We start from the raw sequence: 12,462 nt of genomic DNA, 5'->3' as shown, positions 1-12,462 counted from the left end.
CGGGCGCGGCGGGGGGGGTGGGCGCGCGCGCGCGCCGCGCGGGCGCCGCCCCGCCGCCGCGCCGGGCCGGGGCGCCCCCCCCCCCCCTCGGCCGCGCTTCCGACGGTCCGGGACGGGCCGTCGGGCGTGCGGGGTGTCGTGCGGGTGTCCTGCGGGTGCCTACTGCTCGGGCTGGGGCTCCTCGGCCGCCGCCTCCGCCTCGGCCGGGTCCTCGACGGGGGCCGGCAGGACCGCGAGGTAGGTCGAGGCGATCAGCTGGCCGACGGTCGGGTACGCGCCGAGCGGTGCGGCACTCGGGCAGCCGGTCTCCTCGGCCGCGGCGGCCAGCAGCTCGGAGTCGGCCTCCGGGCCGATCACCAGCGGGGCCAGCGCGGGGCGCTCGGAACCGGTCGCCTTCAGGTGCTCGACGGCCGCGGCCACCGAACCCGGGACGTCCAGGGCGGCGGCGACGACCGGCACCGCCAGGCGGGCGGCCAGCAGCACACCGGTGATCCCGGCCGCGGCCGCGGCGTCCTCGCCGCCGACGGTGGTCAGGACGACGCCGTCCGCGGAGGTCGCGATGGCGAACAGCCGGGCGCGGTCGGCGCGGGCCAGACCGGCCTCGGAGAGCCGGACGTGGACGGCCTCGGCGAGCAGCGGGTGCGGGCCGAGCGGGTCGGTCACGCCGGAACCGGCCGCCGCCGCCACCGCGTTCAGCTCCTCGAGGAAGCCGTGCGGGCCGGGGACCAGCGGCACGACGACCGGCGGCGGGGCGCCGTTGCCCGCAGCCATGGCGAGCAGGTCGGCGACGGTCGGGGCCTCGCCCGACTCGTCCGCGAGGTAGCCGGCGGCGATCTCGATGCCCGGCTGCTCGCCGCGGACAATGGAGAGCAGCTCGTCGACGATCGGCCGGGCCTCGGGGCCGGCGGTGGCCGGCACGGCCAGCAGCAGGGCCGGCGAGCCCGAGGGGATCTCGGGGCGCTCGGGACGGCGGTGGCGCCCCCGCGCACGGGAGCCTGGCGTACGGACGGGCAGTGGCGCGCCCGGGATGGCTGCGGTGCTCATGGCGGAGATCGTAGGACATTCCGGCGGTCCGACGGCAGCCGGATCGGGTCACCGGCAGGTTCTGCCGGGGCAAACCGGACATTGCATGCAAACCGCTGTGTGCTTCCGGTGAGGATGTGAGTGATGCGGCTCACAGTGGCAATTGTGACTGCGCGTGAGTTCGCATCCGGCCGTCGAAGATCAACGGCGCGGTGTCCGCCCCGCACACTCGGTGATCATCTTCAGGGCTCTTCATGGCGTTATGTCGGTATTTGCCGCCCCGGATGCGCGCTCGATCGGCGCTGGATCCGTACCAAATGCACGCGCAATATCCTGTGCTGATGCACGTGCAGCCGAGTTATCATCACGTCAAGTAAAGGCAATCGCCGACTACTCGGGGAGAGACGATGAGCGACATCTACAACGGCATGGCTGCTGCTGACCTCGTCGGCGTGGTCTGGCAGAAGAGTCTGCACAGCAATTCGCAGGGCAACTGCGTGGAGTTCGCCGCCCTGCCGGGGGGAGATGTCGCGATGCGCAACTCGCGTTTCCCGGAGGGGCCGGCCCTGGTCTACACGCGCGCGGAGATAGCCGCGATGCTGCTCGGCGTGAAGGACGGGGAGTTCGACCACCTGGCGGGCTGACTGCCCGTCCGGAGTCCCTGCCGGGCCGTCGTGGGAATCCCGCCGCGACGGCCCCGGTGCATTTCCGGCCGGCTGTTGCCCCCCCGGTCGACGCGGGCGGGGCGGCAATCGGTCGTCGGCCGGGCGACAATGCGTCGACCGGTCGGCGGGCCGATCGGTGGTCGGCGGCGGTCCTGTGCGGTCGGCGGCGCTGTCGGGGCGCGGAGCCCGGTGATGCGGGACTCGTGAGAATGGGGTGGGGGTCCGGTGCGGGGGCGGGAACCCCCGCCGGAACGGTCCGCTCAGACCGCCCGGCGGTGCCGCCCGGCGACGGGTTCCGCGGGGGCGGCGTCGAAGAGGGCCCAGACGACCTTCCCCGCGCCGGCCAGCGGATGCCAGCCCCACGAGCTGCTGAACGAGTCCACCAGGTGCAGGCCCCGGCCGGACTCGGCGACGAAGTCCGCCTCCCGGGCGACCGGCCCCTGGCTGCTGGGATCGCTCACCGCACAGACCACTTGCGGGGACCGGTGCACCAGGCTGATCCGGATCGGCATCCGCCCGTCCGCGAGCTGGAGCGACTGGGATGCCTGAGGGGAGTGGGAGCGGAGCGGTTGCGCGGGCACCTGGGTAAGCGGTCCGCCGGTGTCGTCGGCGGAGGTGCCTATCGCGTGCCGCAGTGCATTGGTCACCAACTCGGAGGCGACCAGGGCGACATCGTCGAAGAGTGCGCCGAGCCCCCAGCCCTGCAGCGTCGTTCTCGCGAAATCACGGGCAGCCCGGACGGCTTCGAAGCGGGGAGTGAGAGTACAGCTGGCCACGAAGGGATCGACAGCGATGGCCGTACCGGTGCCCATGAAGAGCTCCTCCCATAAGGGGGCGGACACGGCTGGACCCACCCGGGTCATGCCGGTCACCTCCGACTCGCTCGGCCGCTCGACCGGCCGTCCGACAGCCCGCACGCGCACACGAACTCCCGGCCGCACAGGGGGTCGGCCGGGAGGGTGTGCGGTGTCGCGCGTGGGATCGACGCGGAGTCCGCGGGGTTGTCAGGTGCGTGCAGGTGCACGTGCACCATCGTCCTCTGCGCTCACTGCAGATGCAAGAGTCGATTCACGTGCAGCAGCACGATTGGCATATGCAAGACGCGGATGCACGTGCAAGATGGTGGATGTGATGCAGAACTGGTAGATCGTTGCGCCAGTAAGGGCACCGAGAGTTCCCAACTGATGGCAGACTGTGCGCTGTTTGACCCGAGGTGGAGGTTTCCGACCGCATGACCACAGTTCAGCCCGGCGGGGGCTCGATGGTGCGCCGCATCCTCCTCGGCTCCCAACTCCGTCGTCTGCGCGAGGGCCGGGGCATCACGCGTGAGGACGCCGGGTACACCATCCGCGCCTCCGAGTCCAAGATCAGCCGCATGGAACTCGGCCGGGTCTCCTTCAAGGAGCGCGACGTCGCCGATCTGCTCAGCCTCTACGGCGTCAACGACCCGGAGGAGCGCGAGGCGCTGCTCGGACTCGTCCGCGAAGCCAACAAGTCCGGCTGGTGGCACAGCTTCAACGACGTTCTCCCCGGCTGGTTCCAGACCTACGTCGGCCTCGAGGAGGCCGCGGCCCTCATCCGCACCTATGAGGTGCAGTTCATCCCCGGCCTGCTGCAGTGCGAGGAGTACGCCCGCGCGGTCTTCGCGCGGAGCCGCCCGGTCGTCAGTGACGAGGAGCTGGAGCGCCGGGTCGGCCTCCGGGCTCGCCGACAGAAGCTGCTGACGGACGGTCAGGGGCCGCGACTGTGGGCCGTCATCGACGAGGCCGCGCTGCGCCGGCCGGTCGGCGGGCCGGCCGTGATGCGCGCCCAGGTCCAGCACCTGATCGACATGGCCGAACAGCCCAACGTGGTCGTCCAGGTGATGCCGTTCCGATTCGGCGCCCACGCCGGTGAGAGCGGCGCCTTCTCCATCCTGCGCTTCCCCGAGCAGGACCTCGCCGACATCGTCTACCTGGAGCAGCTGACCACCGCGCTCTACCTGGACAAGCGCGACGACGTCGACGCCTACATCCAGGTCATGGAGCGGCTCTGCGTGGACAGCCTCACGCCGGACCGCACGGTCGAACTGCTCTCCGCCATCCTCAAGGACAGCTGAGCCGGGGAGGCGCATTAGGGCCCAGTGGCGGAGGCGCGCCGGGGGTGGCGCGGCCGGCCCTGCCGAGCGGGGCGGGAGCCGTGGGTGCCTGAGTCGTGGGTGCCGGTCGGGGTCGTGAGTGGGGGAGCCCGGCGCCGACCCGAGTCGTGTCCGGGGAGGCCCGGGGCTCAGGCCCGGGTCGACTGCTCGGCGCGCTCCGGTCTCTCCGGCTGCGGCGGCACGCCCAGCTGCCAGGCCAGCCCGTAGCGGGCGAAGAGGTCGGCCCTGATCGGCGCCAGCGGGGTGGAGGCGCCCGGGAGCAGAACGCCTATGCAGCCGCCCATCAGTGCGCTGCGCAGCACCGCGTGCTCCGCGATCGGGTCCGGTGCCCCCCAGTCGGCCAGCAGCCCGCGCAGGATCGCGCCCAGCTGCTGCTGCTCCGGGTCCTGGACGAAGGCGCCGACGTCCGGGTCGAGGATCAGCGCCAGGTGCGAGCGCATCACCCGCGGATGGTTGAGCGCGAGGCCGAGGACGGCGTCGATGGCCTGCGCCAGCCGGGCCTCCGGGGATGCGTCGGCGGGTAGTTCCGCCAGCGCCGCGGCCAGCTCCAGGTGCATCAGCCGGTGGGTCGCCGACTGCATCAACAGCCGTTTGCCGTCGAAGTAATAGGACACCAGCCCGCGGGCCAGTCCGGCGTGCTCGGCGATGTCCCCGAGCGTGGTGCCGGCATATCCGCGCTGGTCGACGAGCTCCACGGTGGCGCGCATGATGCGGCGGCGGGACCGACGGCGCATCTCCTCATTGACCGATTCCCCGCGAGGTGCCATCGTGTCTGCTCCGTACGTTGACTGGCTCCCGGCCAATATACTGGCGGGGCCGCAGTCGGCGTGGCCGTACCCGAAAGCCCGGGCGGCCGACGGAGAGGCCTGCGGTGCGGGCCGGTTCCACCAACACGGGGGTTTGGTGGAACCGGACCGTCCGCACGGTCGCGCCCTCCCTGATCGGTTCGACGCTCCCTCATCGGCTCGACGCTCCGCCATCGGCTCAGCGCTCCGCGAGCACCCTGCGCTCGTCACCCTCCTCCTCGCTCGTGGCCCGATCCGAGGCCGTGGCCCGTGCCGGACTCGTGCTCCGTGCCTGTCGCTGCTGCGGCCGGCCGCCGGTGTCCGCGCCGGCCGGTGCGGGGCCGTCGGCGTCCGTGCGGCCGTCCGCGCCCGGTATGCCGGCGGTGGCGATGCCCGGGGTGGCAGTAGTGGCAGGGCCGGCGGCGGCGAGAGTGGCAGGGGCAAGGGTCGCCGTGGCGGGGGACGCGGCCCGGCGCTCGACCAGCCAGCCGTAGGCGGCGATCAGCAGGCCGGCCAGGGCGACGCCGGTGACCAGGAGCAAGGCCGGCCGGTAGCCGTCCAGTTGGGCCCGGGGGCTCTGGTCGCCGTGGCTGCCGGCGGTGATGACGGCGGTCGCCGCAGCCAGGACGACGGCACTGCCGACCTGCATCGCGGTGTTCACCAGACCGGATGCCAGACCCTGCTCGTTGTCGTCGACGCCGTTGGTGGCCGCGATGTTCACCGAGGGGAAGGCGAGTGCGAAGCCGATCCCGAGCAGCACCATGCTGGGCAGGACCAGCCCCAGGAAGCCGGAGTGCTCGTCGAGCCGGAGGAACAGCGCGTACCCGGCGGTGAGGGACAGGACGCCGAGCGGCAGCAGTCGGGCGGTGCCGAAGCGGTCGACCACGGCGCCCATCCGGGTCGCGGAGAGGGCGACCAGGGCTCCGGCGGGCAGGAAGCCGAGCGCCATCTCCAAGGCCGACCAGCCGAGCAGGCGCTGCAGGTAGAGCGTGGCGATGAACTGGAAGCCGGCGTAGGAGCCGAACAGTGCCATGGCGGCGAGGTCGGCGCGGCTGACCCCGCCGTTGCGGAAGATGCCGAGGCGGACCAGGGGGTGCGCGGTGCGGGCCTCGATCACCAGGAACAGTGCCATCAGCACGGCCACTGCGAGCAATGAGCCGAGTGTCCGGGCGCTCGCCCAGCCGACGCTCTGCGCCTGGGTCACGGTGAACACCAGCAGGAGCAGCGAGCCGGTGCCGGTGACCGCACCCGCGAGGTCGTAGCCGCCGGGGCCGCGCTCGGGGGCGGTCGGGCGGGGGAGCAGCCGGGCGGCGACGACCAGGGCGATCAGCGCCACCGGGACGGGCATCAGGAACGTCCACCGCCAGCCGACCGAGGTCAGCAGCCCGCTGAGCACGAGGCCCAGCGAGAAGCCGCTCGCCCCGCAGGTGGTGTAGATCGAGAGCGCGCGGTTGCGGGCCGGGCCCTCGGTGAAGGTGGTCGTGATGATGGACAGGCCCGCCGGCGCGGTGAACGCGGCGCTCACGCCCTTGAGGAAGCGGGTCGCTATCAGCAGGCCGCCGTCGTCGACCAGCCCGCCGAGCAGCGAGGCCCCGGCGAAGACGGCGAGCGCGGCCAGGAAGACCCGGCGGCGGCCCAGCAGGTCGGCCGCCCTGCCGCCGAGCAGCAGGAGGCCGCCGTAGCCGAGGACGTAGCCGCTGACCACCCATTGCAGGGCGGTGGTGGACAGGTGCAGGTCGGTGCCGATGGAGGGCAGGGCCACGCCCACCATCGACACGTCGAGCGCGTCGAGGAAGAGGGCGGCGCAGAGGACGACGAGAGTGCCCCACAGGCGTGGGCTCCACGTCTCGGCCGTCGACGGTGCGTCAGATGCGGTCGTCATGGTGAAGACAGTACATGCATGCGCATCCAATGCAAGGGGATTTAATGCGTCTGCATTACATGCTCGGACATGTGCTAGCCTGATCGGGTGGCTGAACCAGACATTGCTCCGGAGTCGGCGCTCGTCTTCGAGTGGCGGGACGTGCTGGCGCGGCACGCCGCGGTCTCGTGCGCGCTGGATCGTGCCCTCGGTGAGCAGTACGGCCTGGGCATGAGCGAGTTCGAGGTCCTCGAACGGCTCTGGGAGAGCGAGTTGGAGGCGGGCCCCGGCAAGCTGCGGGTGCAGGACGTCGGGCAGACGGTGCACCTCAGCCAGAGCGCGCTGTCCCGGCTGATCGGCCGGCTGGAGAAGGCCGGCCTGGTCGAGCGCGCGATGTGCGAGCTCGACCGGCGCGGCATCTTCGTGGCGCTGACCGATCAGGGCCGCGCCCGGTACCTGGAGGCCAAGCCGCTGCACCGCGAGGTGCTGAGCCGCACCCTGGGCTGAGGCCCGGGCCGGAGCCGGGTCGACTGCGGGCCGAGGTCTAGAGCAGGGCGGCGAGCCCCGGGGCCAGCGCCAGCAGGACGGCCGCGGCGGGGGCGATGAGTGCGGCCGCGGTCAGCCGCAGCCGGTGGTGGACGGGCAGCCGGGGCACACCGGCGAGCAGTCGGTCGACCCGGCGGGGTGCCTGGGCCAACTGCTGGGGCGGGCAGGAGCCGAAGACGCCCCGGCCGGTGTTGATCTCGGCCAGCGCCAGCGCCGTGGTGATCCTGCCGTGCTTGCGCGCGGCCCGGTCGTCGGCGGCCAGCTCCACGAGTTCGCCGACCTGGTCGCGGAAGGCGGAGAACACCCCGACCCCGGGGAAGCCGGTGGCCAGGGCCTCCGCGCACTGCGCCAGCCAGTGGTGCCGGGCCCGGACGTGCCCGCGCTCATGGCTGAGCACCGCGGCCAGTTCACGGTCGGTCAACTGCTGCAGTGCCCCGGTGGTGACCACCAGCCGGGCCTTCGACCCGGGCAGCGACCAGGCCTCGGGCCGGATGTTCTCCAGGACGACGAGCCGCTCGCCGGTCCGCCGGACATCCGTCAGCTCCACCGGCAACTCCGGTGCCCGGTGATCGAGTTGGGCATGCCGGGCGCCTCGCAGCGCGCGCGCCGAGCGGACCTCGCGGGTGAGCGCGACGGCCGTCTGGACTCCGCCGAGCGCGAGCAGGGTGGCGGTGAGCCGCCCCCAGCCCTCGGCACCGGCCAGGCCGTAGGCCTCCTCCACCCCGTGCGGCGCGCCGGCGAAGACCAGCGTGCGCAGGTCCGGGAGGGCGGCCGTGCAGGCCAGCAGCAGGGCGAGGACGCAGCAGAGCAGAACGGCCACCACCAGGCACTGCCATGCCAGCAGGGCCAGCACCGGTTCTCGCTCGGCCCAGCGGGCCCGGGCCAGTCGGCCCGGAGCCACCGTGGCGAGCAGCAGTCCGAGCAGCAGCAGGCTCAGCAGGGCCGTCATGGCAGGGGCTCCCCCGAGGAGGGATCAGGAGCGCGACAGTGCGCCTGCCCCCAACCTATGCGGCCGGTGCCGCCCGCGAAAAGCCTTTGCCGCACCCGTGACCAACGACACCCCGTCAGAGCGTGAGCAGCATGGCGAACATCCCGATCCCCATCGCCACGCGGCAGGCGCGGACCGCGACCCCGGCCAGACCGGCCGACCGCGGGCCGGCCGCCCTCGGCCCCGCCGACCCGGGCGGCGTCGGCCCGCCGGCGGGGCGGAGCCGCGCCGCGGGCAGTCCCGGCGAAGCGTGCCCGCCCGGCGCGAGCGCGCCCGGGCCAGGTGCCGACAGCAGTCGGCTGCCGGCCCACAGCGAGTAGCCCCCGAAGTACAGGAGCAGAGCACCGGTGACCATCGGCAGACCGGCCGGAGCGGTGTGGTGCTGGTGTGCCGGCGCCCCGGCCATGGCCAGTGCCATGTAGGCCATGGCGAGGGCACCCACCCCATGGTGGAGACGATGGGCGCGCCCCCCGTCCGCGCCCAGCGCCCCCAGCAGCAGGGCCCCCGCCAGCACCGCGTACAGCCAGCCCCACACCGCTCCCGGCAGGACGGCCATGCCGGCCATTCCCACCCCCATCGCCGCCTCGGCGGCGTCGGCCTCCCGGTGTGCCCGGGGGCACGCCGGATCCCGCAGGCGGACGACGCAGAACCCCGCCGAGCCCGCGGCCAGCCCGGTCAGCAACCACGTGACGACGGCCGGGCCGTGCATCGGCGCCCCCTCTCGACCGGTGCATCCCGACCCGCGGAGCGGGCCGTACGTCCACGATCACCGATCACCCCGGCCCGCAGCAGGGCGCGCAGGGGGGCGCACGGTGGTGCCGCAGCGGCAGGTCGGGCGCGCGGGACGCCCCGGCCCGGTGCGGCGCAGGGCACGCCCGGGACGGGGGAGCGGACGGGCAGGGGCGGGCCCGGGCCGGGGAGGCCGCTGCCCCGGTGGCGCCGCCGCGGGCCGCGCGCGATGGTCGGCGTACGGGACCGTGCCGGCGGCCCGGTTCGGCACCGGCCCGCGCGACGGACCGGAGGTGCGCTCCGGGGCGGCCTCGGCCTTGCGGCCGTAGGCCCGGCAGGGTGCTCCGGCGGCGGATTCTCCGGTCACCGGCCCCGCCCGCCGCAGGATTGCCCGGCTGACCCCCCTTGAACAGAAGAACCTTTCGTATCTATGGTGTCATTGTCGCAATACCTCCTGTCGAAGTGAGTCTCCGATGCAGAATCTTTCGCCGACGCTCGCAGTAGCGGGCGATGCTTCCGCCTCGCCGGCCGGCCACCCGGCCTGGCTGCGCCTGAAGGACGCCGTCGAGGCGCTCCGCCCGCTGCAGTCCAAGGACGGCTCCATCGATCTGGCGGCCGTCCAGCGGCACGCCGTCGACCCGCTGCTCGCCGCCGTCCTCGCGGCGATCGAGGAGCTGGCCCCGCTCTTCCCGCACGACGCCGCGTACCTCGACGCCGTCCAGAACGACCTGCGCAAGTGGGCGGACACCGGGTACCGCGAGCCCGACTTCCTGGACTCGCTGCTCGCCTTCCACCCCGCCGACCAGCGCGAGGACGGCCTGCAGCACCTCGTCGTCTTCCCGATGTACACCCAGAACGGCAACCCGAACCGCAACCTCGAGGCCGTCCTGCTCAAGGTGGTCTGGCCGGAATGGCTGGCCGAGCTGGAGCGGACCCGCTTCGACAACCCGATGTTCGTGCCGATCACCTTCACCGACTTCACCGCCGGCTACGACACCAACTCCGCGGTGCTCTTCCCGGAGACGGTCGCCGTCCGCAAGGCGCCGGAACGTTTCACCTGGGGCGGCATCTTCTGCGACCGCGAGGCCGCGCGCTTCCGCGCCGTGACCTCCTCCGCCGTCGACCTGCTCGGCCTGGAGATCCCCGCCGACGCGGCCGGCCTCCTGGAGGACCAGGACCGCGCCCAGCAGACCTTCGTCCTGTGGGACCTCGTCCACGACCGCACCCACAGCCACGGCGACCTGCCGTTCGACCCCTTCATGATCAAGCAGCGCAGCCCGTTCTGGATGTACGGCCTGGAGGAGCTCCGCTGCGACCTCACCGCCTTCAAGGAGGCGGTGCGCCTGGAGGCCGAGGGCTACAAGCAGGGCCGCGACGTCCAGTACGCGATCCTCTTCGACCGTCTGTTCCGCTTCCCGGTCAGCGGCGACCGCGTGCGCAACTACGACGGCATGGGCGGCCAGCTGCTCTTCGCCTACCTGCACAAGCACGACGCGCTGCGCTGGCGCGACAACCGCCTGTCGATCGACTGGGCCCGCGTCGCCGAGGTCACCAACCAGCTGTGCGGCGAGATCGAGACCCTCTACCGGGACGGCATCGACCGGCCCAAGACGGCGCACTGGATCGCCGCCTACGAGCTCGTCTCCCGCTACCTCACCCCGCACCCCGCCTCCACCTGGGCCAAGGGCCCTGAGGCGCTGCCGCTGGACATCACCGACGGGAAGGCCCTCAACAAGGCCCTCTGCGACGCGGTCAAGCCGGACGAGTTCCCGCTCAGCATGTTCTACGAGGCCCTCGCCAAGAAGCTGAGCGGCGTCATCGCCGCCACCACCGGCATCACCGGTGCCCAGGGGGTCGCCGCGTGAGCGCCCTCCTCGACGGCAAGGTGATCGCGGTCGCCGGGGCCAGCGGCCCCGCCGGCCAGGCCACGATGCGGCGCCTCGCCGCCGACGGCGCCACCGTGATCGGCGCCGACATCGACCAGCAGCGGCTCGACAAGGCGCTCGCCGCCGTGCGCGCCGCCGTGCCGAACGCCAAGGTCAGCGGCCAGGTCATCGACCTGCTCGACCCGCAGGAGGTGCACGACTGGGCCGACCACCTGGAGGCCGAGCACGGGCACGTCGACGGCCTGCTCCACCTGGTCGGCGGCTGGCGCGGCAGCAAGACCTTCTTCGACACCCGGATCGACGACTGGGACTTCCTGCACGACACCGTGGTGCGCACCCTCCAGCACACCTCGCTCGCCTTCCAGCCGGCCCTGGTCCGCAGCGGCGGCCGCTACGCCATGGTCTCCGCGGCCGCGGCGCACAAGCCCACCGCCGGCGGCGCCGCGTACGCGGCCGCCAAGGCCGCCACCGAGGCCTGGACGCTGGCCATGGCGGACTCCTTCGTGAAGGAGACCACCGCCGAGGACGGCACGCCCACCGCCGCTGCTGTCATCCTGGTGATCAAGGCGCTCGTCAGCCCCGAGATGCGGGCCGAGAAGCCCGAGGCCAAGTTCAGCGGATTCACCGACACCGCCGACCTGGCCGACATCCTCGCGGGCCTCTGGGCCCGCCCCGCAGCTGAACTGAACGGACAGCACCAGTGGCTCACAGCCCGATGACCACCGCCGACGGCGGCGTCCGGACCGACGCCGCCCGGCACCACGACCCCGAGGTGCGCGGCTTCGCCAGCGACAACTACGCCGGCGTGCACCCGGAGATCCTGGCGGCGATAGCGCTCGCCAACGGCGGCCACCAGGTCGCCTACGGCGAGGACGACTACACCGCGAACCTGCAGGACGTCTTCCGCCGCCACTTCGGCGACCAGGCCGAGGCCTACCCGGTCTTCAACGGCACCGGGGCGAACGTCGTCGCGCTCCAGGCCCTGCTGCCCCGCTGGGGCGCGGTCGTCGCCGCCGAGAGCGCCCACATCAACGTGGACGAGGGCGGCGCCCCGGAGAAGATGGGCGGCATCAAGCTGCTCACCGTCCCGACCCCGGACGGCAAGCTCACCCCCGAGCTCATGGACCGGCAGGCCTGGGGCTGGGGCGACGAGCACCGGGCCCAGCCGCTCGCCGTCTCGATCACCCAGAGCACCGAGCTCGGCACGGTGTACACCGTCGACGAGATCAAGGCGATCTGCGACCACGCCCACGAGCGCGGCATGCTCGTCCACGTCGACGGCTCGCGCCTCGCGAACGCCGCGGCCACCCTCGGTGTCCCGTTCCGGGAGTTCACCACCGACGCGGGTGTGGACGTCCTCTCGTTCGGCGGGACGAAGAACGGCCTGCTGTTCGGCGAGGTCGTGGTCGTGCTCAACCCCGAGCGCGTCCGCAACCTGAAGTTCCTGCGCAAGACCTCGATGCAGCTCGCCTCGAAGATGCGCTTCGTCTCCGTGCAGTTCGAGGCCCTGCTGGCCGGCGACCTGTGGCTGCGCAACGCCGGCCACGCGAACGCCATGGCCCAGCGCCTGGAGGCGGCGGTCCGCGGCATCGACGGTGTGACCGTCGTCCGCCCGGTGCAGGCGAACGCCGTCTTCGCGCTACTTCCGCGCGAGGTCAGCGAGCGGCTCCAGAAGAGCTACCGCTTCTACTTCTGGGACGAGCACACCGGCGAGGTGCGGTGGATGGCCGCCTTCGACACGACCGAGGACGACATCGACGCCTTCGCGGCGGCGATCGCCGAGGAGATGGGCCGCGCCTGACAGCGGGCCCGTTCACGCCGACGGCCCCGGCACGGATCAGC

Annotated in this window: 12 protein-coding genes; 6 read left to right on the top strand and 6 right to left on the bottom strand. The window is 72.9% G+C overall.

What is annotated here, in order from left to right; all coding sequences use genetic code 11:
* Positions 1-159 precede the first annotated feature (159 nt).
* Positions 160-1,044 carry a hypothetical protein gene (locus ACFV0G_RS22635; protein WP_380550712.1) on the bottom strand — a complete coding sequence of 295 codons (885 nt, stop codon included), beginning with the start codon at positions 1,042-1,044 and terminating at the stop codon, positions 160-162.
* 386 nt (positions 1,045-1,430) lie between these two features.
* On the opposite strand from ACFV0G_RS22635, the gene ACFV0G_RS22630 reads away from it, so the two are divergent.
* A complete protein-coding gene (locus tag ACFV0G_RS22630) occupies positions 1,431-1,667 on the top strand; it encodes a DUF397 domain-containing protein (RefSeq protein WP_380550710.1) in 237 nt (78 codons plus the stop codon).
* Between the two features lie 281 nt (positions 1,668-1,948).
* Here ACFV0G_RS22630 and ACFV0G_RS22625 read toward each other — a convergent pair whose 3' ends face one another.
* A complete protein-coding gene (locus ACFV0G_RS22625; RefSeq protein ID WP_380550708.1) occupies positions 1,949-2,500 on the bottom strand; it encodes an ATP-binding protein in 552 nt (183 codons plus the stop codon).
* Between the two features lie 419 nt (positions 2,501-2,919).
* On the opposite strand from ACFV0G_RS22625, the gene ACFV0G_RS22620 reads away from it, so the two are divergent.
* Positions 2,920-3,786 (top strand): helix-turn-helix domain-containing protein, encoded by an 867-nt coding sequence (locus ACFV0G_RS22620; RefSeq protein WP_380550706.1) that lies wholly within the window; start codon positions 2,920-2,922, stop codon positions 3,784-3,786.
* Positions 3,787-3,953: 167 nt separating this feature from the next.
* On the opposite strand, the gene ACFV0G_RS22615 is transcribed toward ACFV0G_RS22620, so the two are convergent.
* Both ACFV0G_RS22615 and ACFV0G_RS22610 read right to left on the bottom strand, forming a co-directional pair.
* Positions 3,954-4,559 carry a TetR/AcrR family transcriptional regulator gene (locus ACFV0G_RS22615; protein ID WP_380550704.1) on the bottom strand — a complete coding sequence of 202 codons (606 nt, stop codon included), beginning with the start codon at positions 4,557-4,559 and terminating at the stop codon, positions 3,954-3,956.
* Positions 4,560-4,809: 250 nt separating this feature from the next.
* Positions 4,810-6,492: an MFS transporter gene (locus ACFV0G_RS22610; protein ID WP_380550702.1), complete on the bottom strand. Its 1,683-nt coding sequence runs from the start codon at positions 6,490-6,492 to the stop codon at positions 4,810-4,812.
* Positions 6,493-6,579: 87 nt separating this feature from the next.
* On the opposite strand from ACFV0G_RS22610, the gene ACFV0G_RS22605 reads away from it, so the two are divergent.
* Entirely contained in the window at positions 6,580-6,978 is a 399-nt protein-coding gene (locus tag ACFV0G_RS22605; protein WP_380550700.1) for a MarR family winged helix-turn-helix transcriptional regulator, read from the top strand.
* Positions 6,979-7,015: 37 nt separating this feature from the next.
* Here ACFV0G_RS22605 and ACFV0G_RS22600 read toward each other — a convergent pair whose 3' ends face one another.
* Both ACFV0G_RS22600 and ACFV0G_RS22595 read right to left on the bottom strand, forming a co-directional pair.
* Entirely contained in the window at positions 7,016-7,966 is a 951-nt protein-coding gene (locus tag ACFV0G_RS22600; RefSeq protein ID WP_380550698.1) for a M56 family metallopeptidase, read from the bottom strand.
* A 115-nt stretch (positions 7,967-8,081) separates the two neighbouring features.
* Positions 8,082-8,714 (bottom strand): DUF5134 domain-containing protein, encoded by a 633-nt coding sequence (locus tag ACFV0G_RS22595; protein WP_380550696.1) that lies wholly within the window; start codon positions 8,712-8,714, stop codon positions 8,082-8,084.
* A 493-nt stretch (positions 8,715-9,207) separates the two neighbouring features.
* Between ACFV0G_RS22595 and ACFV0G_RS22590 the strand changes: the two genes are divergently transcribed.
* Genes ACFV0G_RS22590 through ACFV0G_RS22580 form a run of 3 tightly spaced genes read left to right on the top strand, consistent with a single transcriptional unit; the run spans position 9,208 to position 12,421 of the window.
* The gene (locus ACFV0G_RS22590; protein ID WP_380550694.1) at positions 9,208-10,599 is read left to right on the top strand and encodes a DUF6421 family protein; all 1,392 of its coding nucleotides are present in this window, start codon (positions 9,208-9,210) and stop codon (positions 10,597-10,599) included.
* Entirely contained in the window at positions 10,596-11,339 is a 744-nt protein-coding gene (locus ACFV0G_RS22585; RefSeq protein ID WP_380550692.1) for an SDR family NAD(P)-dependent oxidoreductase, read from the top strand. Before ACFV0G_RS22590 ends, ACFV0G_RS22585 begins: the two co-directional genes overlap by 4 nt.
* Entirely contained in the window at positions 11,336-12,421 is a 1,086-nt protein-coding gene (locus tag ACFV0G_RS22580) for a threonine aldolase family protein (RefSeq protein WP_380550689.1), read from the top strand. Before ACFV0G_RS22585 ends, ACFV0G_RS22580 begins: the two co-directional genes overlap by 4 nt.
* The last annotated feature ends 41 nt before the right edge of the window (positions 12,422-12,462 follow it).

It is taken from the genome of Kitasatospora sp. NPDC059571 (assembly GCF_042735675.1).
GTDB lineage: Bacteria > Actinomycetota > Actinomycetes > Streptomycetales > Streptomycetaceae > Kitasatospora.
The sequence above is the reverse complement of the archived record's forward strand: the minus strand, read 5'-3'. Positions and strand labels throughout refer to the sequence as shown.